Genomic DNA, 21572 nt, shown 5'->3' with positions numbered 1-21572 from the left:
AGGTGTGCGGGCAGCCCCGCCTCCCTCCCGCGTCATGACGCGTACGGGCCGGGCGCCCGTCCGTGGCGGGGTGCCCGGCCCGTACGGAACCGAAAGTGCCGAAAGCGTCAGGTCAGCGCTTGATCTCCTTGATCTTGAGCATCCGCGTGATGACCTTGTCCAGCTCGGCGTCGTCGAAGACGTTCTTCCAGTCGTCGCGGACGATCGACTCGCGGCCGTAGTCCATCGCGATCAGGCACGCGTCGGAGAACGGGTTCGAGCCCTTGAGGGTGTTGGCCAGCGCCACCTGGGTGTGGCCCAGCAGCATCGCGCGGGCGGCCTTCTCCGGTACGCCCACCGTGTGGACGGTCTCGTGGAGGGCCTCGGTCAGCAGGGCGCCGACCATGCAGGCGATCGTCTCGACGAGGGTCGGCTCCAGGACGGCGAGCTGCTTGACGGTCACCCAGTGGACCTCGACGACCGGGGCGTACATCGTGGAGATGACGGCCTCGGCCAGCTCCTGGGCCTTCGGGTCGGCGGCCTCGGCGGCGGGCTCGAAGGAGGCGACGACCTCCTGCGGGGCGGCGATGCCACCGAAGGTGTCGGCCCACTCCTCCTTCGTCGTGCGCTCCAGGAACACCGACGGGTGACAGGGGTGCGCCACCGCGTTGTGCACGTCCGCGCGGCGGGTCAGCAGACCGGCGTACGCGGCGGCCGGGTCCAGGGTCAGCAGGATCGCGCCCGGCTTCATGACCGGGACGAGCTGCTCGGAGACCTTGCCGAGCACGACGTCCGGCACCGCGAGGATCACGACATCCGCCCGTGCCGCCGCCTCGGCGCCGTCGGTCAGTTCGCGGCCGAGCTCGCGGATCAGCTCCTGGCCCCCCGGTGAGTTCTCGGCGAAGAGGGTGGTGAAGTCGCTCTTGACCAGGTTGTCGGAGACGCGCTGGCCCATCTTGCCGGCGGCCCCGATGACGGCAACGGTGGTGGATGCGGTCGTGTTTTCGGTGGCCATTACTTACTCCTCATGAGGGTGTTGATGCTGTGCCGGGTCCATTGGTCCTCCAGGCGGGCGGTCGCGGTGAAATCGCCCTGCCAGGGGAGCCAGTGCTCCACGATCTGGTTGATGCCCTTCTCGTCCGGCCGGACCTTGTCGATCAGGTGGCCGTAGTCGAGGAGGCCCTCGCCGAGGAGGCAGCCGGCGAAGGTGAAGCCGACCCAGCCGTCACGGCGGGAGAACGAGAAGTCCTTGACGTGGATGTTCACCACGTAGGGGGCGGTGGCGTCGACGACGTCCACCGGGCGTTCGAGGCGGGCGACGCTGTTGCCCGGGTCGAGCACGACACCCAGGAACGGGCTGTCCACGCCGCGTACGACGGACAGCAGGTCGTCGGTGGAGACCCGCTCGTACGTCTCCAGGCCGAGCGTCACGCCCGCCGCCGCGTACGCGGGGACGGCCTCGCGCAGCAGGGCGGTCGCCTCGGCCACGGAAGGCCGGTGGTCCGCCGTGTTCAGCATCGAGCGGACCAGAGTGACGCCCAGGCGCCGCGCGATGCGGAGGTGGTCGAGGAGGTGTTCGGTGCGCACGCCACGCGTGCCCAGTTCCAGCGTGATGCCGTACTCGGCCGCTGTGGCGCGTACCGCGTCCAGTTGCGCGTCGTCGAACGTCTCGATCAGCGGGTAGTCGCAGATCTGGAAGACCTCGCCGCCCAAGTCCCGGGTCTGCGCCAGCATGTCGTGCACGGTGAGCGGCTTCGGGGCCCGCTCGGAAATCCGCCAGAAGAAGGCGTACGTGCTCAGTCCGTAGGCCATCGGGCCGCTCCTTCCACGGAGTGGGCGGCGGCGGGGGCGGTAGCGGGGGCGTGCAGGGCCATCGCCTCGTCGAGGATGCGTTCCACCGCCGCCGGGTCGTGGGCGAAACGTCCCAGGAACAGTCCGCCGACGCCCGTGCCCAGCTCGGTCAGCAGGCCGGGGCCCGCGCTGCCGCCGTAGATCACCCGGCTGCCGGTGAGGGCGGGCCCGGTGGCCAGCCAGGCCGTCAGGGCCTCGCACACCGTGCGGATGTGCTCGGGGGAGGCCGGTTCGGGAGCGCCGATCGCCCACTGCGGTTCGTACGCGATGACGACCGGGGCGGGCGCGCCGTCGTGGGCGGCCGTGGCCAGGATGCGTGCCGCCTCCGCGACCGTGCGGGCCGCCGCCTCGGCGGGGGCGACCGGGTCGAGCTCGCCGACGCAGAGGACCGGGGTGAGGCCGTTGCGCAGGGCGGCCGCCGTCTTCGCGGCCACCACGGTGTCGCCCTCGCCGAAGAGGCGGCGGCGCTCGGCGTGCCCGACCTCGGCGTAGCTCGCGCCGATCTCCTTGAGGTGGGTGCCGCTGACCTCGCCCGTGTACGGGCCGGTGTCCTCGGTCGCCAGGTCCTGCGCGCCGGTCCGTACCCCCGTACCGGCGAGGATGCCGGCCACCGGGACGATCGCGGGGAACGCGGGCAGCACGAACAGTTCGGCGGTGCCGCTGGTCACGGCGGGGTGGTGGGCGGCCGTGTCGGCGATCCGGCGCGCCCAGTTCAGGGTCTCGTGGTGGCCGAAGTACATCTTCAGGCTCACCCCGATCGTGACCCGGGGGTGGTTCTGCGGAGCGGCGGGCATCAGGCTGCGGCTTCCTGCTGGTTCTCGTAGTCGTTCATCAGCGCGACCTTGGCGGCCGACGCCGATGTCTCGTCGAAGCGGTACGTCAGCCACTCGGCGGCCAGCCGGCGGGCCAGCTCCAGGCCGACGACCCGCTGGCCGAAGGTGAGGACCTGGGCGTTGTTGGAGAGGACCGCGCGTTCGACGGAGAACGAGTCGTGGGCGGTGACGGCCCGGATGCCCTTGACCTTGTTGGCGGCGATGGCGACCCCGAGGCCGGTGCCGCAGACCAGCAGGGCGCGGTCCGCCTCGCCGCGCGCGACCATTTCCGCGGCGGCGATGGCGACCTTCGGGTACGCGGTGTGCCCGTCGGCGTCGACACCCACATCGGTGACGGTGCCGACGAGGTCGCTGGCCTCCAGGTCCTTCTTGAGGGCTTCCTTGTAGGCGTAACCGGCGTCGTCGGAACCGACGACGATGCGGAGCCGGTCGGACGTCGGGCGGCCGGACGGCGGTTGGCCGGGCGTCGGCTGGTCGGGCATCAGTGCTTCTCCAGGGTCGTGGCGAGAACGGGGTGGACTGCGCGGACGATCAGGGCCAGGGAGTGGGCTCCGGCGTCCGGGGTGCCGAGGCTCTTCTCGGCGTGCGGGCGGGCCCGGCCCATGCGCGGGAGCAGACCGGCGGTGGCCGCCGCTGCCGCTCGCGCGGTGCTCGCGGCCGTGTCCCAGGCGGCGGGCAGGGGGCGGCCCGCGCCGGTGGCGGTGGTCAGGGCGGCGGCGAACGGGACGAGGACATCGACCATCGTCTTGTCGCCGACCTCGGCCCCGCCCAGCCGCATGACGCCCTCCGACGCCTGAGCGACCCCGGCGGCGACCACGGGGGCCGTCGGCCGACCGGTGTCGCCGAGCGCCGTGCCGATCGCCCGCAGGATGACGCCCCACAGGGCGCCGGAGGTGCCGCCCGCCCGGTCGGCCCAGGCGTCGGCGGCCCGGAGCAGAAGGGTGCCGGCGCCCGCCCCCGACTCCGCGGCGCGGACCGCTGCTTCGTACGCACCCGTGGCGCCCCGCTGCATGCCGATGCCGTGGTCGCCGTCACCGGCGACCGCGTCGATCCGGCCCAGCTCGTCGGCGTGCGTGTCGACGGTGTCCTTGAGGGTGCGGAGGGCGGCGAGGACGGTACGGGCCGCCGCGCGCGACTCGTCGGTCGCGTCCGGGACGGTGTCGTCGGCGGTCTGCTCCTCGACATCGACGGTGACGAGGTCCGCCGCCTCGACGACGCCCTTGCGGTACGCGGGGGTATCCGCCGGGGCCGTCCACAGCGGCTCCAGTTCGTCGGTCAGCCAGCACAGGGTGAGTGAGACGCCCGCCATGTCGAAGCTGGTCACCAGCTCACCGACCTCCGGGTCGACGGCCTGCACCCCGGCCTCGGCGAGGAGCTGGGCGACCCGGCGGTAGACGACGAACAGCTCCTCGTACTTCACCGAGCCGAGCCCGTTGAGGATGACGGCCGCGCGCTGTCCGTACGGGCTGTCCACGCCCTCGGGGAGTTCACCGAGCACGGTCTCCACCAGGAGCTCGGCCGCCCCGTCGGCGGTCGGGACGGACTGCTCGCCCATGCCGGGCTCGCCGTGAATGCCGAGGCCCACGGCCATCCGGCCCTCGGGGACGGTGAACAGCGGGTGGCCGGCGCCCGGCAGCGTGCAGCCGGAGAACGCGACGCCGAACGAGCGGGTGCGGGCATTGGCCAGCTCGGCGATACGGGTCACCTCGGCCAGATCGTGCCCGGCCTCGGCGGCGGCGGCCGCCGCCTTGAAGACCACCAGGTCACCGGCGACCCCGCGGCGCTTGTGGGCCTCCGCCGGGGAGGCGCTGGACATGTCGTCGGTGACGCCGAGCGTGCGGGCGGGTATGCCCTCGGCGGCCAGCTGCTCGGCGGCCTGTCCGAAGTGGAGGACGTCGCCCGCGTAGTTTCCGTACGCGAGGAGGACACCGCCGCCGGTCTGGGCGGCCTTCGCGACCTGGCGGACCTGGTGGGCGGAGGGCGAGGCGAAGACGTTGCCGACCGCGGCGCCGTGTGCGAGGCCCTGGCCGACCAGTCCGGAGAAGGCCGGGTAGTGGCCGGAGCCGCCGCCCACGACGACGGCGACCTGGCCGGGTGTGGTGCGGGTCGCGCGGACCACGCCGCCGGGGACCTGACGGACCCGGCGCGGGTGGGCGGCGACGAAGCCTTCGAGCGCCTCGTCGGCGAAGGCGGCGGGGTCGTTGAACAGACGGGTCATCAGTGGGCCTCCACGAGGGACCGGCCCCGGCCCGCGTCCTGGCCCTTGGACCGGTTCGCGAGCCACAGCATCAGCGCGGCGGACATGAGCATGAAGGCGCCGACCAGGAACAGCGGCAGGTAGTAGTCGCCGCTGAAGTCCTTCAGCCAGCCGGTGACGTATCCGGCGGCGAAACCGGCCACGTTGCCCATGGTGTTGATCAGGGCGATACCGGCCGCCGCGGCGGCGCCCGTGAGGAACTGCGACGGCACCGACCAGAAGACCGGCAGCGCGGCGAAGATCGCACACGCGGTGATCGTGATGACCGCGACGGTGGCGGCGGGCGAACCCATGTAGAGGGCGATCGGGATGGAGACGCCGCCGACGACGGCCGGGCCCGCGATGTGCCACTTGCCGACGCCGTGCTTGGTGGCGTGCCGAGACCAGAAGAACAGGACGATCGCGGCCGGGAGGTACGGGATGGCCGTGATCAGGGCCTTGTCCATGACGCTGAACGAGGTGTCGAACTGCTCCTGGAAGCCGTTGATGATCGTCGGCAGGAAGAACGCCAGGGCGTACAGGCCGTAGATGAAGCCGAAGTAGATCAGCGCCAGGGTCCAGACGCGGCTGTTGGTGAAGGCGGCCTTCAGGGCCTCGCGGCCGTGGTTCGTCTTCTCGTCCGCGCCGGTCTTCGTGGCGTTCTCGGCGGCCAGTTCGGCGGTCAGCCACTCCTTCTCGGTGGCCGTCAGCCACTTCGCATCGGCCGGCCGGTCGATCAGGTAGAACCAGGCGATGATCCCGAGCAGGATCGCCGGGATGGACACGCCGAGGAACATCACGCGCCAGCCTTCGAGGCCGAAGAGCCCGTGCTGGTTGATGAACCAGCCGGCCAGCGGGGCGCCGATCACGGTGGTCAGCGGCTGGGCGAGGTAGAAGAGGCCGAGCACCTTCGTACGGTGCCGGGAGGGCACCCACTGGCTCAGGAAGAGGATCGCGCCGGGGAAGAAGCCGGCCTCGGCGACACCGAGCAGGAACCGCAGCGTGTAGAGCTGCTCGGTGTTCTGCACCCAGGTGAACAGCAGTGCGACGATGCCCCAGGACACCATGATCCGGGCCAGCCAGCGGCGGGCGCCGAACTTGTGCAGCGCCATGTTGCTGGGCACTTCGAGAATGATGTAGCCGATGAAGAAGATCCCCGAGGCGAAGCCGAACTGCGCCGCGGTGAGGGCGAGGTCCTGACCCATTCCGTTCGGCTCGGCGAAGGAGACCGCCGTCCGGTCCAGATAGTTCACGAAGAACATCAGGGCCACGAACGGGACGAGCCGGACCGAGACCTTCTTGATGGCCGATCTCTCGACGGCTGATCTCTCGGCTGAATGCGCGGTGGCGCCCATGGAGACTCCTCGGTTCCCGGACCGCTTTGTCCGGCTCTATGTCACATGGCGACAAAGGGGGGATAGGGGAGAAACACCCATGTCCGGCCCGCTGACAGCACACACGCTAGCCCCGAATCCAAAATTGGTCACCAATTAACCAAAGTGACGTACGTCGCTCCGACGAGCGGGTCAAGATGACCGATGAGCGCGCTACCGTGCTCCCGCCCCAGCCGGACACGGCGACGTCTGATGTACTTGGCGACGTGTCCACGCAGCCCGAAGAGCCCGATTCCACGCAGTCCGAAGTGCCCGATCTGACGTCACTTCTGCGCCCTGTCGTGCGTGAATCCTCGGTCAGCGAGGTGGCCAAGCGGCTCCTCGACCACCTCTCCGAGGGCAATCTGAAGCCGGGTACACGGCTGCCCGCCGAACGGCAGCTCGCCGACGCGCTCGGGGTCGCGCGCTCCAGCGTGCGCGGGGCGCTCTCCGCGCTGGACGTGCTGGGCATCATCGAGATCCGGCCGGGGTCGGGTTCGTACGTGCGCGAGGGGACGTCGGAGTTCCTGCCGCGGGCGATCAACTGGGGGCTGATGCTCGGTCAGCGGCGTACGCAGGACCTGGTGGAGGTCCGTACGTTCATGGAGGGCATGTCGGCGCGGCTCGCCGCGGACCGGGCCTCCGCCGAGGACGTCGAACGCCTCGCCGGCCACCTGGAACGGATGCGGGAGGCGGGCACGGACGTCAAGGCGTTCATCGACGCCGACATCGCCTTCCATCTGGAGACGGCGAACATCGCCCGCAACACCGTCCTGAGCGACATCCTGCACTCGATCCGGGCGCTGCTCCAGGTGTGGATGGAGCGGGCCGGGGACATCGAGGGCACGGTGAGCGGGACACTCCACGAGCACGGGGCGGTGCTCGACGCGATCCGGGCCGGTGACCCGGAGGCGGCGGACGCGGCCATGGCGGAGCACATGCGGCTGGCGAGCGAGCGGCTGAACCTGTCGCTGCGCGAGGACCGGCCGAACTAGAACGGCTGCCTGTACGGGCACTTCCGGTCCGGGGTGTCCTGCTCAGTGGAGTGCCCGGGTTTCGGCCGCGCGCCTCGATCGTATGCTCGCTCCATGACCGATCCTCAGCGCGGACGCCCGACCACCAACTCCATGCGGCGGGCCCTCAAGCGGGCCCGCGACGGTGTCGCTCTCGATGTGACCGAGGCCGCCGTTCTGCTCCAGGCGCGCGGCGACGAGTTGACGGATCTCGCCGCCTCGGCCGCCCGGGTGCGCGACGCCGGGCTCGAAGCCGCGGGCCGGCCGGGTGTCATCACGTACTCCCGCAAGGTCTTCATCCCGCTGACCCGGCTCTGCCGCGACACGTGCCACTACTGCACCTTCGTCACCGTCCCCGGCAAGCTCCGGCGCGCGGGTCACGGGATGTTCCTGTCGCCCGACGAGGTGCTGGCCATTGCCCGCGAGGGCGCCGCCATGGGCTGCAAGGAAGCGCTGTTCACGCTCGGCGACCGGCCCGAGGACCGCTGGCCCGAGGCGCGGGAGTGGCTGGAGGCCGAGGGGTACGACGACACCCTCGCGTACGTACGTGCCATGGCGATCCGGGTCCTGGAGGAGACCGGCCTCCTCCCGCACCTCAACCCGGGCGTGCTGACCTGGACCGACCTCCAGCGGCTCAAGCCCGTCGCCCCGTCCATGGGCATGATGCTGGAGACGACCGCCACCCGTCTGTGGTCCGAACCGGGCGGCCCGCACCACGGCTCCCCGGACAAGGAACCGGCCGTACGCCTGCGCGTCCTCGAAGACGCGGGCCGCTCCAACGTCCCGTTCACCACCGGCATCCTGATCGGGATCGGCGAATCGTACGAGGAGCGCGCCGACTCCCTCTTCGCGCTGCGCAAGACCGCCCGCGCCTACCACGGCATCCAGGAAGTCATCGTCCAGAACTTCCGCGCCAAGCCGGACACGGCGATGCGCGGCATGCCGGACGTCGAGCTGGAGGAACTGGCCGCGGCCATCGCCGTCGCCCGGCACATCCTCGGCCCGTCCGCGCGTATCCAGGCCCCGCCGAACCTCGTCGACGCCGAGTACGCGCTGCTCATCGGCGCGGGCATCGACGACTGGGGCGGCGTCTCCCCGCTCACCCCCGACCACGTGAACCCCGAACGCCCCTGGCCCCACATCGATGAACTGGCCGCGAAGACCGCCGAGTCGGGCTTCACGCTCCGCGAACGCCTCACCATCTACCCGGAGTTCATCCAGCGCGGCGAACCCTGGCTCGACCCCCGCCTCCTCCCGCACGTCCGCGCCCTCGCCGACCCGGAGACGGGACTGGCCCGCGAAGACGCGATCCCCGCCGGTCTGCCCTGGCAGGAACCCGACGAGGAGTTCGGCGCCACCGGCCGCACCGACCTGCACCGCACCATCGACACCGAGGGCCGCACCGGCGACCGCCGCGAGGACTTCGACGAGGTGTACGGGGACTGGGACGCGCTCCGCGAGGCCGCCGCCCCCGGCATGGTCCCGTCCCGCATCGACGCCGACGTACGCCAGGCACTCGGCCAGGCCGCCGACGACCCGACGAAACTCACCGACGACCAGGCCCTCGCCCTCCTCCACGCGGACGGCCCGGCACTCGACGAACTCTGCCGGATCGCGGACACCCTGCGCCGTGACGTGGTCGGTGACGACGTCACGTACATCGTCACCAGGAACATCAACTTCACCAACGTCTGCTACACCGGCTGCCGTTTCTGCGCCTTCGCCCAGCGGCGCACCGACGCCGACGCGTACACCCTCTCCCTGGACCAGGTCGCGGACCGGGCCGCGCAGGCGTGGGACGTCGGCGCGGTCGAGGTCTGCATGCAGGGCGGCATCCACCCGGACCTGCCCGGCACCGCGTACTTCGACATCGCGCGGGCGGTGCGGGAACGCGTCCCCGGCATGCACGTGCACGCCTTCTCGCCGATGGAGGTCGTCAACGGGGCCACCCGCACCGGCATGTCGATCCGCGACTGGCTTCTCGCCGCGAAGGAGGCCGGGCTCGGCTCGATCCCCGGCACGGCGGCCGAGATCCTGGACGACGAGGTCCGCTGGGTCCTCACCAAGGGCAAGCTGCCGACGGCGACCTGGCTGGAGGTCATCAGGACCGCCCACGAGGTGGGACTGCGCTCCTCGTCGACGATGATGTACGGCCACGTCGACCAGCCCCGCCACTGGCTCGGCCACCTGCGGACCCTGGCCCGGCTCCAGCAGGAGACCGGCGGCTTCACGGAGTTCGTCACCCTCCCGTTCATCCACACCAACGCTCCGGTCTACCTGGCCGGCATCGCCCGCCCCGGCCCCACCGACCGTGACAACCGGGCCGTCACCGCCATGGCCCGCCTCCTGCTCCACCCGCACATCACCAACATCCAGACCAGCTGGGTCAAGCTCGGCACGGAGGGCGCGGCCGAGATGCTGCGCTCGGGTGCCAACGACCTGGGTGGCACGCTGATGGAGGAGACCATCTCCCGGATGGCGGGCTCCAGTTACGGCTCGTACCGCTCCATCCAGGACCTGGTCGCCATCGCCGAGCTGGCCGGGCGGCCGGCGAAGCCGCGTACGACGCTGTACGGGGAGGTCCCCGAGGAGCGGGTCACGGCGGCCGCCGCCTCGGACGGCCACCTGCCGGTGCTGCTGCCGGTGCTGCCTTAGCAGGGCGGGGGGCTCGTCAGCCGAACCGCTCGCGATCGGCCGGCACGGCGTCGATCACGAGCGGTTCGGGGGCGGCCCGCTTCCGGCCCGCGCCGGCGTGGCCGTCCAGCGCGGCCCGTCCGACTCGGCCGACCGGCGTGGCCCGTCCAGCGTGGTCGTCCAGCGTCGGATTTCCTCGTCGTCAGTGGGCGGGCGACGCCCCCCGGCACCAGCTGTGCTCCCCGACGAGCGGACCCGCGGACCCACCGCACAGATCAAGGATCAAGTCAGTCCAGGCGGCGCGGGGTTCCGATGAGCCCGGCCTCGACATCGGTCGGTTGCAGTTTGACCAACTTCCGGTGCTGAGTCGTACACCACAGCACCATGTCGTCGCCGAGTACGGGCAGCGCCTCCGCCTGTACCCGGGGCAGCCGCAGAATCCGGGCGAGGACCGCGGCCTCCTCCGGGGAGACCCGCTGGATCCCGACCAGTCCCGCGTTGCCGAGCAGCCTCGGCGCCGTCGGGCCCAGGAACGGCAGCAGCGTCAGCACGGACTGCCACGGCCCGGTCGCCAGCCGGCTGCGCGGCGGGCGCATACCGCAGTCCCTCACGACCAGGACGGGGCTGGTGACCGACGCGCCCTGCGGTCCCACCTGCTTGACGTCGTGCACCGTCATGCACTGCTGCCCGCCGCCCGCGGCCTGCGCGAGTCCCGTCCACGCCTGCGGCCTGGCCGTCTCGACGGCGACGCGCGCACCGGTGCCGGCTGTGCGCAGCGCCAGTACTTGCGCCGTCCACACACTGCCGATGACCACGACATCGAGCTGGGAGGGGCGGAAGAAGCCGAGTACCGCGGGCTTCCCCTTCGCGTCGACGCCCGCTACGACTCCGTCGTCACCGAGCGGCAGCGACAGCGCGGCGAGCTGTTCCACGGGCAGTACGTGCCGGCCGCGGCGTGGGCCGAGCAGTCCGAACCCGGCCCTGCCCCGTCCGGCCGCCGGTGGGGCGGGAGCAGCCGGACCGGTAGTGCCGGGGGGCGTCATACGGGGGGCGGTCAACGGGTACCTCCGAGGGGCAAGGTGGCCAGCACGCCGGGCAGTTGTTCGCGGTCCAGCCGTACGAGGCCGACCTTCACTCCTCGTGCGGCGCGCTCCAACTGCCGTCGCACCGAGACCAGTTCATCACTCCCGCGGGCGGTGAGGCGGACATATCCGCTGACGGCCGGTGTGCCACCGGTTCCGCGCGACACCGTCAGGCTGAAGGTGCTGGCCAGCGCCGGCATCGACGTCAGGAGTGCCACCAGTTGTGCCGATGGCGCAGCACCCGCGCCCAGGTGCGGCCAGCGGCCGACCCAGTAGGTCGTGTGCCAACGGTCGTCGCAGCGCCAGGCGCGGGTGGACTCCGTGGTGCGCCGCAGCGGCGCATCCGTCCGCACCGCCAGCGCGCTGGCCTGCGGGTTCACCCCGGCCGAGGTCGCGAGGGCGGACGTCACCTGCGCCTCGGTCAGGGCCGAAGCGTCGAATCCCGCCCCTGCCAGTCGGCTTGCCAGCTGATCCGTGGCCCGCAACAGCGCGCGCTGCGCTCCGTCGATGCCGCCGCCGCGTGCCTGCACCGCCTCCGGACACAGCTCCGGGTCGAGTTTCAGCGCGATCCATGTCAGCCGGATCGCGGGGGTACCGGCCTGGGCCTGGAGCGGCGCGTACGACCGTGCCGCCGCGGCCTGTTCAGGCAGGTGCGGTCCGGGCGCGGGCTGCGTGTGCTGCACGACCTGTACCGACTCCAGCCGGATGTCGTCCACCTCCAGGGCGTCGTGCAGCAACCCGAGTTCCAGCGGACGCGCTTCCCGGGCCATCCGCAGCGGTTCGTCCCGTGGCTGCACGAGCAGCAGGGCTGTCAGGAACGTTCCGTCACCCACCATCCCGATCGTGCGCTCGCGCTGCCGGTCGGTGTAGGTGTACGTCCGCAGCGCCGCCTCGCACTCGACGACCGGCGCCAGCGCGGGGTCCACCCCTTCCGCGGACCACGGCCGTCGCGCGGCCCTCAGCCGCCGACGCAGGGCCATGACGGCGGTGAGCCACTCCATCACCGGCCGCCCTCGCCGCCGCAGCACCGCCAGCAGCACCAGCGCCGCCGCAACCAGGCCCATCGGCACCAACAGGATCCTGTTCGTCACCCACGCGATAAGCATCAGCGCGCCGGCGACCTCCATCAACACCACCTGGTGCAGCCGCACTCCACCGATCCGCCCCGGCTGCGGGTGCACACTCATCACTGCGGTCGTCGCGCTGCTCATCCCCCGGTATGTCCCTCCGTGTCACGGCACTAAGGCGTGTGCGAGTCGGACCGACGCGTTTCGCACACCGGCCCGCGACCGCCCACTGTCCCACGCCCGGCGATGAGGGGTTCGAAGGGGGTTCACGGCCTGCCCGGTCGGGCAGGGGCGTCGGCCGGCTCCTTGAAGCATGTACCCGCACGGCGGTGAACGAGCGGCGCCGGGCATAGTGGGGGCGGTTCGCGAGGCATCTACAACCACGGGGAGAAGTAGGGCAGATGGCATCACGGCGGGACGAACTCAATGCCTACACCTTCGCGAAGAAGCGGCTGGTCGCCTCCTTTCTGCAACCGTCCGCAGCCGGTTCGGACGAGGGGGCGCCGCGCCCGCTGCGGGCCCTGCTGCCGGGAGTGGTGGTGGGCGCCCTGCTGGTGGCGGGCTTCGGGGCCTGGGGCATCTTCAAGCCCAAGGTTCCCGACGGCTGGGACGACCCCGGTGCCCACGTCATCGTCGGGAGTGAATCGACAACCCGATACGTCGTCCTGGAGACCAAAGGCGTCAAGCGCCTGCACCCGGTGCTGAACTTCTCCTCCGCGAAACTGCTCCTGGATCCGGACAAGTCCTCGGTGATGCAGGTGGCGGAGTCCGAACTGGACAACGGAAAGCTGCAGCGCGGTCCGATGCTCGGCATACCGTACGCACCCGACCGGCTGCCCAGCGCGGACGAGGCGGGCCGGAACAAGCTCTGGGCGGTCTGCGAGCAGCCGGGCGCCGGCGCCGGTGACACCGTGCAGAAGGCGGTCTTCCTGCTCGCCGACCGAGAGGCGGACAAGGTGGGCGGCAAGCAGCAGCTCCACGGCGGCCAGGCCCTCTACGTCGAGGCGGACGGCGGGGGTGGCACGCGCTACCTGGTGGACGCGGACGGCACACAGCACGTCATCGGGACCACCGGAGGCGACAAGCCCTCGGCCCGGGACGAGGTGCTGCGCCGCTCACTGTTCAGCGAGGGCGCACAGCCCCAGAAGGTCACCAAGGACTGGCTCGGCACCCTGCACGCCGGCAAGCCCATCGACTTCCCGCGGTTGCCCGGCAAGGTCGGTGATCCGGCCGGCGTCAGCGGCCTGGACCCCCGCCTGGACAAGGTGGGCACGGTACTCAAAGCCGTGGCCGGTACCGGCATGCAGCAGTACGTCGTCCTGCCGGGGGCGGTTGCGCCCGTGTCCGACCTCGTCGCCAGGCTGCTCCTGACGAGCCCGGAGGCGGAGGTGCTGGGCCAGAAGGCGCAGGCCACCGAAGTCGGACCGCAGTCCTTCACCTCTTCCCCGGACGAGTTCTACGCGAAGTACGGCTGGCCGAAGAACGTCCCGACACAGGCCAACGACACGTCGGCCCGGACCGGAACCGTCTGCAACGTGCTGCACGGCGTCACCTCGGCGGGCGTGCCGAAACTGACCACCTGGGCCGGCCCCGGGTATCCGGTCCGCTTCCAGGACGGGGCCACCAGCGCGTACGTCACGCCGGGCAGCGGTGTGCTGTACCGGCAGTTCAACGGAGCTTCCCCCAACACCGGTTCGCTCTTTCTGGTGACGGATACCGGGCTGCGCTACGCCGTGCAGACGAACAACGACAGCAGCGCGGATCCCTCCAAGATCGGGGCCGACCCGACGCCCGGGACGTCGGAGGTGCCGGCTGCCGAGGTCAACCAGGCCCAGATCAGGCTCGGCTACCAGGATGTACGGCCGCTGCCGGTACCGGACAACTGGTCCGGCCTCCTGCCCAAGGGACCCCGGCTCGACACCAACAGTGCCAAACAGCCCCAGAGTTCCTGAGAGCGGAGAGGAGGAAGCGCGTGATGATCACACGCAATGGATTCCGTTCTTCGGCCGTCGTGCTGCTCCTGATGTGCGCGGCGGGCGCCGGCCTGCCGGGGTTCGCGCAGGCTTCCGCGGCAGCACAGGGCTCCGACCCGCAGACGGGTTCCGAGGGCAGCGGCGAGTGCACCTTTCCGATGACGAAGCAGATTCAGGGCCGTCCCTGGGCACTCCAGCGGCTGGTCTTCGACCAGCTCTGGCAGGACACCAAGGGAAAGGGGGTCCGGGTCGCGGTGATCGACACCGGTGTCGACGACACCAATCCGCAGCTGAAGTCCGCTGTTGACCGGGCGTCCGGAACCGACCTGCTTCCGCCGTCGAAGGACGAGTCCCAGGACCCGGCCACGGATGCCTCGAAATCCAAGGGCAAGGGAGGCGGTGGTGATGGCACCACCGATCTCGTCGGCCACGGCACCAAGGTCGCCGGCATCATCGCGGCCCGCCCGCGTCAGGGCACGGGGTTCGTCGGTCTCGCCCCGGAAGCGACGATCATCCCCATCCGGCAGAACGACGACAAAGGCACCGGCACCGCCGCGACGATGGCGGCGGCCATCCGCCACGCCATCGCGAAGCACGCCCGCGTCATCAATATCTCCCAGGACACCGTCAAGCCCCTGCGGGCCGACTCCGACCTGGCGCTCGCGGTGCGCGAGGCTCTGAGCAGCAACATCGTCGTGGTCGCGTCCGCGGGTAACGACGGTCTCGCCGGCAAGGTCAAGGCGACGTACCCGGCGGCCTATCCGGGCGTCCTGGCGGTGGCCGCTTCGGACCGCAACGACGAGCGGGCGCCGTTCTCCCAGACCGGGGCCTTCGTGGGGGTCGCGGCGCCAGGTGTCGACATGGTGTCCACCGTGCCGAAGGGCGGCCAGTGTGTCGACAACGGCACCAGCTTCTCGGCCCCCTACGTCGCCGGAGTCGCTGCCCTCCTACGGGCGAAACACCCGCGCTGGACGCAGTCCCAGGTGGTAGCCCAGATCGAGCAGACCGCTGAACGCGCGGTCAAGGGCCGGGATGACTTCATCGGGTGGGGAGTGGTCGATCCGGTGCGCGCTCTCAACGACGACGAACACCCGGTGAACGCCCCTGTCCCGGATCGTGCGGTGTCGGACGGTCCCGTCGGACCGGAGGCGATCGCCCTCCAGGTGGGGGAGACCCGGCAGGAGCGGATCACCCGGATCTCGGTCTATGTGCTGGCCACCACGGGCCTTCTCATCGCAGTGATCGCGGGCACCGCGATCGTGCTGCGAGACCGTCGTCGCCGGTATTCCGGTGATTATTCAACAACTCGACGCGGAGCGAAGGCGGTTGGAATCAGTGGCGGCCGAAGCTAAAGTGATAATTGACAACTTTGGTCCGATGTACACGTGGCACTCGGCATTCGGGGAACCCGCGACATCCGATTCATGGGGGAAGGTGCGTTATGGGAGACAAGCTCAAGCTTTCAGCCGATCAGATCGACAAGCTCATCGGCGAACTCGGCAATATGCATGACACGCTCGAAGGCAGGATCACCCACCTCAACGGGGTCATCGACGCCGTCGAAGGCCACTGGAAGGGCGTTGCGGCCAACGCGTACAACGGCCTCCAGACGCAGGTCAACCTCGACGTGCGCAACCTGAAGGAGCTCCTCGCCTTCACCAAGGAAGCCGTTGAGATGAGCCGTGACGGCTTCGACGCGGAGGAAGTGGAGCGGCTCAACAGCTTCAAGGGCGTCGACGGCGGCAACCTGGGCAGCAACGGCGTTCTGGACCGGTTCCAGGTCTCTTCGTAACCCGTCCTCATCCCGCCTCGCATCAGGAGACCGTTCAATGGAGATCACGTACTCCGGGGTCGTCGAAGCCTCGAACCAGGTCAAGTCGACCGCCGACACCATCAAGACCCAGCTCGACGAGCTGAACGCCAAGGTCAAGGCCGTCGTTGCCACGTGGGACGGTGAGACGCAGCAGGCGTTCCACGACCGGCACAGTGGCTGGGACATCAGGGTGAACCACATGCACGAGACCTTGACGACCATTTCGAGGAAGCTCATGGAAGCCACCGAGGGCTACCGCGCGAATGACCTGGCCCAGGCCAGGCGCTTCCACGGCTGACCCAGGCTCAGATGAATCACGACGGAACCGGCATGCTGTGGGTGTGGGATGCGCTGACCGCGTCCCACACCCGCGCGGGCGGTTCCGCGGCACTTTAGGGGAGGTGCTTCCATGGGTTATCAACTTCCGGACGATGGACCGAAAACGCCGCTGTACGGCCCGTTCCTTCCGGGCAAGGGACCGAGCGCGCCGGATCTGGAGACGCCCACCGAGTCTCTGCAGAAGTTCAAGATTCGCGTGGACAGACTGCTCACGACGCTCGACGGGTCACCGGCCGCGCACAGCCGCATCACTGAACAGAAGGTCACCCCGGCCGCGTACGGCACCGGGTTCCCGGAGGCCCTGGGGCTGTCCAGCGCCTACGACATGGTGCACGCGCGCTTGGCGCTGCTCTCCAAGACGCTCGGTGATCAACTGGAAGCGATGGGCATCACCGTCGACATAGCCGACCGCGGCTACCAGAACGTCGACCAGGAACACGCCGATCGTCTGCACGCCATCCAGCAGCGCACCGAGGTCAACTACAGGAAGCCGGGCTCCGATACGGATCCCGGAGTGCCTGCAGAGGACAGGGCCAAGACCGGCGGGGGTTCGTCCAGCGGAACAGACGGCTTGTAACACGTGAAGTGAACGGGGGACAGGGACAAGCATGGGTGACTCAAAGAAGCTGCCACCACTCAATGCCTGCTACAACACGAGCGACTTCGAGCACGCGTCGTACCAGGACATGCTCAACATGGTCAGTGGCGTCAACCCCACGGGGATCATTGCCCGCGGCACCGCTCTCGTCGACGCGCAGACCGAGATCGAGAAGATCGGCACCGAGCTCAAGGAGCACGTCGGCCGTACTACCTGGAAGGGCAAGGGCGGTGACGCCTTCCGTGAGTGGGGCAACGACTTCGCCCTGGAGACCCTGAAGCTGGCCGACTACGCGGGCAACGCGGGCAGCGCCTTGCAGACGGCGGGCCAGGCGCTCAGCGAGGTCGCCAAGGTGATTCAGGGACACCCTGATGCCGTGCAGATGTGCTTCGCGGACGAAGAGAAGGAAAAGGCCCGGATCAAGGCCGTCGAGACGGCGCGGAACGAAGCCATTCCGCAGATGAACAAGCTTGCCTCGTACTACCTGATGGCCCAGCAGTCGATCTCCTCGCAGGATGAGCCGAACTTCAAGCCGCTGCCGAGTGAAGTAGTTCCGGACATGCCGGTCGACGGCGGGAAGACGAGGTACGGGGCTCCGGGAAGCTACTCCGGCAGTACGGGCTCAGGGACAGGTCCGCAGACCGGTAACACGTCGACGGTCGATCACCACTACAGCACCGTGCGCCCCGGTGACGTCACCCCGTCCTCCCCGGACGGCACCCTCGTCCACACGCCGCAGCACGTCGCCGTGGTGCCCGGGGCCCCGGACACCACGGGGACGAACATCGACACGGTGACGATGCCGCAGGCCCCGGCACCCAACGCGCCCCCGCCCACTGGTGGATTCCCCCCTCAGGGCCCGGGTGGCGGCGGACACCAGGCACCTCTTCCGCCTGTGGTGATGCCCTCGCGTTCGGGTCCATTCGGTCCCGGAGGCGGCGCCGGGCGTACTTCCCCCACCGGGCCGGGTGGCAGGGGTGGCGTGGAAAGCGTCCGGCCTCCGATGATCGCCCCTGGCAGGGGTGGCGTGGAAAGCGTCCGGCCTCCCATGACCACCCGGACCGACACCGGCATCCACGGCGGTACGCCGGCTCAGGGCCGGACCGAGGTCGGCCCGGTCCGGGGCACGTCGCGTGGAACGGTGATCGGCGGCGAAAGGCAGTCGACCGGCCACGGAATGATGCCAGGCCATGCTGGTGGCGGTCCCGGAGCGACTGGGGGGCGGTCCGGTGTCGGCCTCGGTGGCGGCTCGCAGCGCCTGGTCACCGAGCCCGGTGGCACCGTGCGGACACCACGCGGAACGCAGCCGGGGGTGGGACGGGAATTCACCCCGGGCGGCACCGGGCTCGTCCGCGAATCGCCGCGAACGGGCGGTGCGATGGGCTCGATGGGTGGTGCGATGGGCAGCGCGTCCCAGGGCACAGGGCGACGTTCGCAGCGACGTGATGGCGCGCATCCGGGATACCTCGCCGAGGACGAAGAGACCTGGGCCACGGGGGACGACGGCGTTGTTCCCCCCGTGATCGACTAGAGCCGGTTCCGGAGCAGCGACGCCAGACGGCGGACAGAGAACGAGTGGGTGGCATGAGGTCAACGGTCAGGCGTCAACGCAGGCGTGCGTCGGCGGTGGTGGCAGTCCTGGGTTTCCTGCTCCTCATCGGCGGCGCCATCGCCCCAGCCGCGTCCGCGGACACCATGCGCGACCGCGAGTGGTACCTGGACCGGATGCAGGCCGCTGAGATGTGGAAAGTCAGCACCGGCAAAGGGATCACTGTCGCTCTAATCGATACCGGCGTAATCCCTTCCGTTCCTGAACTGACGGGGAAAGTGCTCCCCGGGAAGAACTTCGTCGAGCCCAAGCGGGGTGCGCACAAGGACAAGGACGGGCATGGCACCGCCATGGCGATGCTCATCGCGGGCAACGGGGTGAACGGTTCGGGTGTGAAGGGTCTTGCGCCGGACGCGCGCATTCTCCCGCTGACCGTTTTCGGATCCTCCAAAGAGGCGGGCACCAATCACCTCTCGGCTCTGCTTGCGGCCATCCGGTACGCCGCCGACAGTGAAGCCAAGATCATCAACATGTCGTTGGCCTGGGAGTACTTCATGCTCGATCAGGACGAGCGGGCCCAGATCCAACAGGCAGTGGATTACGCCGTGCAGCGCGGGAAGCTGCTTCTGGCGGGGAGCGGCAACACCGGCGACTCGGGAAACTACGTCGGGTACCCGGCGGCTACTGCAGGGGTGGCGGGCATCGGGGCCGTCGACAAGACGTCCTCGGTCGCGAAGTTCTCGGTGTCAGGACCCCAGGTGGCGCTCGCCGCCCCGGGTGAGGACATCCCGATCCTCTGTGGCGGCGGCACACCCGGATATTGCAGCAGCTGGGGCACGAGTCAGGCGACGGCCATCGCCTCCGCCTCAGCCGCCCTCATTTGGTCCATGCACCCGTCCTGGACCGGCAATCAGGTCCTCCGCGTCCTGATGAACACCGCGGGCAAACCGACCGAGGGCGCGATCCCCAGCCGCTACATCGGCTACGGCACGGTCCGCCCCCGCGTGGCCGTCCTCGGTGACCCCGGAGACCCGGGCCCCGCCGACGTGAACCCCCTGGTGGCCGCCCGGTCCCCGAAGAAGTCCCCGTCGCCCTCGGCGTCGGACGCCGGCGGATCCGGCCCTTCGAAGCCCTCGAAGCAGCCGGCGTCCTCCGCTGCCTCTGAGAAGTCGGATGACGGCAAGGGCGTCGGCGCGATGGTCTGGATCACCATCGGAGTCGCCGTGGTGGTCATCGACGGCGCGGTGTTCCTGCTGCGCCGGAGAGCTTCCGCTCTCCGGCGCTGAATTCGTGTCATCACTCACCACCGATCCATTCGAAGTCACCTGTACGGGCATAGGCCAGGAGTAGGCATTGTGGACGAAGAATTCATAAGCGGCCTGCAGCAGTTCCAGCAGCACGCTCTGAAGCTGCAGAACATGATGACGGACATGCAGAACCAGATGCCCCAGGGTGTCGAAGGCACAGATGCACAGGGTGCTGTGGCCATCCGATTGGCATCGGATGGGCTTCCGGAGTTCATCAAGGCTGCCTCGGACTGGCAGCGTCGGCAGCCGCCCGAGGCTATCGGGGCCGTCGTCAGCGAGGCTTACGGAGCGGCGATGAGCGCGCAGATGGAAGGCTTGTCACGGGCCTTTGCCGATGCGGACTGGCGAGCCAAGGCCGACCAGGTGGATGATTCCTTTGCCGCATCCGGCCCTTCCGTTGCGGCGGAGACATCCTCGGCAACAACCGGACTCCCTGAACCGGATTTGCGCTACGTCGTCCCGCGGAGCCTCGATGAGGTGACCGAGGACGCACTCTCGGCATTCAGCACGGTGGAGCAGCTCGCGGCGGCGGTTCCCGAGCCGGTACGGGCCACCGGCAGATCAACCGCTCATCGGGTCGTTCTCACCGTGACAAAGGGTGCCCTGCTCTCCTGCGAGGTGGATCCTCAGTGGGCAGCGAGGCAGACGTCCATCGGGCTCAACCAGGCGTTTGACGAGGCCCTGGCCGATGCCCGCGACAAACTCAGCACTCTTGAGGCTGCCGCCGAGGACGGTGCGGCTAATCTGCAACTCGGTGGGCTGTTGAACGAAGCGCTGGCCATTCTGAGCGACCCACGGCGTCTTGCTGAATAACTCCTGAAGGGATTGAGGACATTGGGTGACCCCGACCTCAAAGTAATCACCGACGGACTGCGTTCCGATGCGGTGATGTGGGATGAGCAGAGCGGCGCGATGAAGGCGGTTCATAACGCGGTGGAAGGAACGCGAATGAATCACCTTCAGGCTGGAGTGTTCCAGCTCCTCGTTTCGGCCTACGAATCTGTCATCGATCAGATTTCTGCACGCAGCACTGAGGGTGAGGTGCAGATGGCGGCAGTCGCTACGGCGTTGTACAAGAATGCGAAGGCGTACGACGATCACGAAGTCGACACGAAGAAGCACGTAGATCACGCCTACTAGACGGGGAATCGAATGGCTTTCAACGCGGCGCAATACGAAGAGATTTCCAAAAAGCTCACCTCGGGAATTGAGACTCTCTCGACCAAGCTGAATCAGGTCGGCCCGAAGGCGGAATCCACAGCGAATCACTGGTACGTGCCCGACTTCGTCGCGGATGCGATCATCTGGACCGCGAACAAGCTCATTGAGGCAGGCTCTTGGATCCTCAACAAGATCAAGGAGCTTCTGCAAGGAATCGCGGCGCCCGTCTACATGGCCATCCATGTTTGGGACTGGCAGTCGGATGTCCGCGGGAAAGCCAGCGGCGTCGCCGGCAGCACCACGTCCGACCAACTTCAATCCCTCAAGCACTGGACAGGTGACGCTGCCACTGCCTACACGACGGCGGTGAAGGCCCAGCCCATCGCGGCCGCCAAGGTCGGCACCAGCGCGGACAAGGTGGCCACGGGGCTGGCGCTGTGCGCCACTGCCGGGCTCGCGTTCTACGTCGCGCTGGGCGTCGTCCTGTATCAGCTCATCGCGAGCATGATCGCCGCGATCGTGGCGCTGGGTTCCCTTGTCTTCTCCTGGGCGGGGGCGGCCCTCGTCGTCGCAGAGACTACGGCGAGCACTGCCGCCATCATCACCGCCACCACCGCTCTACTGGCGCTGCTGGGTGCTCAGGCCCAGCAAATGTCCGCGATCGAGGGCGAAGCGCGTGACGAGTCGACCTATCCTCACGGCCACTGGCCCGTCGCAGCACCGTAAGGGCCGGCGTCATTCCGGCGCCGGACTTTCGTCCAAAG

The 21572-nt window shown here is 69.4% G+C and carries 20 protein-coding genes; 12 read left to right on the top strand and 8 right to left on the bottom strand.

The window, feature by feature from the left end; all coding sequences use genetic code 11:
- Positions 1-112: 112 nt before the first annotated feature.
- Genes OG306_RS15880 through OG306_RS15855 form a run of 6 tightly spaced genes read right to left on the bottom strand, consistent with a single transcriptional unit; the run spans position 113 to position 6254 of the window.
- Positions 113-994, bottom strand: coding sequence for a phosphogluconate dehydrogenase C-terminal domain-containing protein (locus tag OG306_RS15880; protein WP_266906308.1), 882 nt, complete (start codon positions 992-994; stop codon positions 113-115).
- Entirely contained in the window at positions 994-1791 is a 798-nt protein-coding gene (locus tag OG306_RS15875) for a sugar phosphate isomerase/epimerase family protein (RefSeq protein ID WP_371665404.1), read from the bottom strand. The genes OG306_RS15880 and OG306_RS15875 overlap by 1 nt, the downstream gene beginning before the upstream one ends.
- Positions 1776-2624: a triose-phosphate isomerase family protein gene (locus OG306_RS15870; protein WP_266746819.1), complete on the bottom strand. Its 849-nt coding sequence runs from the start codon at positions 2622-2624 to the stop codon at positions 1776-1778. The genes OG306_RS15875 and OG306_RS15870 overlap by 16 nt, the downstream gene beginning before the upstream one ends.
- On the bottom strand, positions 2624-3145 hold the full coding sequence (locus tag OG306_RS15865) for a ribose-5-phosphate isomerase (RefSeq protein WP_371665403.1): 522 nt from the start codon (positions 3143-3145) through the stop codon (positions 2624-2626). The genes OG306_RS15870 and OG306_RS15865 overlap by 1 nt, the downstream gene beginning before the upstream one ends.
- Positions 3145-4881, bottom strand: a complete 1737-nt coding sequence (locus tag OG306_RS15860) for a dihydroxyacetone kinase family protein (protein WP_266906312.1) — start codon at positions 4879-4881, stop codon at positions 3145-3147. The genes OG306_RS15865 and OG306_RS15860 overlap by 1 nt, the downstream gene beginning before the upstream one ends.
- Positions 4881-6254, bottom strand: a complete 1374-nt coding sequence (locus OG306_RS15855; protein WP_371665402.1) for an MFS transporter — start codon at positions 6252-6254, stop codon at positions 4881-4883. The genes OG306_RS15860 and OG306_RS15855 overlap by 1 nt, the downstream gene beginning before the upstream one ends.
- Positions 6255-6499: 245 nt before the next feature.
- Here OG306_RS15855 and OG306_RS15850 point away from each other — a divergent pair, with 245 nt between their 5' ends.
- Both OG306_RS15850 and OG306_RS15845 read left to right on the top strand, forming a co-directional pair.
- Entirely contained in the window at positions 6500-7267 is a 768-nt protein-coding gene (locus tag OG306_RS15850; RefSeq protein ID WP_266746815.1) for a FadR/GntR family transcriptional regulator, read from the top strand.
- Between the two features lie 93 nt (positions 7268-7360).
- Positions 7361-9940, top strand: a complete 2580-nt coding sequence (locus tag OG306_RS15845; RefSeq protein ID WP_266906316.1) for a bifunctional FO biosynthesis protein CofGH — start codon at positions 7361-7363, stop codon at positions 9938-9940.
- Positions 9941-10206: 266 nt separating this feature from the next.
- On the opposite strand, the gene OG306_RS15840 is transcribed toward OG306_RS15845, so the two are convergent.
- Entirely contained in the window at positions 10207-10962 is a 756-nt protein-coding gene (locus OG306_RS15840) for a hypothetical protein (protein ID WP_371666247.1), read from the bottom strand.
- Positions 10963-10973: 11 nt separating this feature from the next.
- Positions 10974-12152: a type VII secretion protein EccE gene (gene eccE / locus OG306_RS15835; protein ID WP_323184048.1), complete on the bottom strand. Its 1179-nt coding sequence runs from the start codon at positions 12150-12152 to the stop codon at positions 10974-10976.
- 317 nt (positions 12153-12469) lie between these two features.
- On the opposite strand from eccE, the gene eccB reads away from it, so the two are divergent.
- The 10 genes from eccB to OG306_RS15785 all read left to right on the top strand — a co-directional run bounded on the left by eccB (position 12470) and on the right by OG306_RS15785 (position 21534).
- Positions 12470-14020 carry a type VII secretion protein EccB gene (gene eccB / locus OG306_RS15830; protein ID WP_371665401.1) on the top strand — a complete coding sequence of 517 codons (1551 nt, stop codon included), beginning with the start codon at positions 12470-12472 and terminating at the stop codon, positions 14018-14020.
- A 179-nt stretch (positions 14021-14199) separates the two neighbouring features.
- The gene (mycP, locus tag OG306_RS15825; protein ID WP_371666246.1) at positions 14200-15393 is read left to right on the top strand and encodes a type VII secretion-associated serine protease mycosin; all 1194 of its coding nucleotides are present in this window, start codon (positions 14200-14202) and stop codon (positions 15391-15393) included.
- Positions 15394-15482: 89 nt separating this feature from the next.
- Positions 15483-15833 carry a WXG100 family type VII secretion target gene (locus OG306_RS15820; RefSeq protein ID WP_266746810.1) on the top strand — a complete coding sequence of 117 codons (351 nt, stop codon included), beginning with the start codon at positions 15483-15485 and terminating at the stop codon, positions 15831-15833.
- 37 nt (positions 15834-15870) lie between these two features.
- Positions 15871-16152, top strand: coding sequence for a WXG100 family type VII secretion target (locus OG306_RS15815; protein ID WP_266746809.1), 282 nt, complete (start codon positions 15871-15873; stop codon positions 16150-16152).
- 111 nt (positions 16153-16263) lie between these two features.
- Positions 16264-16770, top strand: coding sequence for a hypothetical protein (locus tag OG306_RS15810; RefSeq protein WP_327349601.1), 507 nt, complete (start codon positions 16264-16266; stop codon positions 16768-16770).
- Between the two features lie 31 nt (positions 16771-16801).
- The gene (locus OG306_RS15805) at positions 16802-18322 is read left to right on the top strand and encodes a WXG100 family type VII secretion target (protein ID WP_327349602.1); all 1521 of its coding nucleotides are present in this window, start codon (positions 16802-16804) and stop codon (positions 18320-18322) included.
- Positions 18323-18417: 95 nt separating this feature from the next.
- Positions 18418-19626, top strand: coding sequence for a type VII secretion-associated serine protease mycosin (gene mycP, locus OG306_RS15800; RefSeq protein WP_327349603.1), 1209 nt, complete (start codon positions 18418-18420; stop codon positions 19624-19626).
- Between the two features lie 69 nt (positions 19627-19695).
- The gene (locus OG306_RS15795; RefSeq protein ID WP_327349604.1) at positions 19696-20460 is read left to right on the top strand and encodes a hypothetical protein; all 765 of its coding nucleotides are present in this window, start codon (positions 19696-19698) and stop codon (positions 20458-20460) included.
- A 21-nt stretch (positions 20461-20481) separates the two neighbouring features.
- Positions 20482-20787 (top strand): hypothetical protein, encoded by a 306-nt coding sequence (locus OG306_RS15790; protein WP_327349605.1) that lies wholly within the window; start codon positions 20482-20484, stop codon positions 20785-20787.
- 12 nt (positions 20788-20799) lie between these two features.
- On the top strand, positions 20800-21534 hold the full coding sequence (locus OG306_RS15785) for a hypothetical protein (RefSeq protein WP_266906324.1): 735 nt from the start codon (positions 20800-20802) through the stop codon (positions 21532-21534).
- Positions 21535-21572 lie beyond the last annotated feature (38 nt).

It is taken from the genome of Streptomyces sp. NBC_01241 (assembly GCF_041435435.1).
Lineage (GTDB): Bacteria > Actinomycetota > Actinomycetes > Streptomycetales > Streptomycetaceae > Streptomyces.
This window is presented reverse-complemented; position numbering and strand designations above follow the sequence as displayed.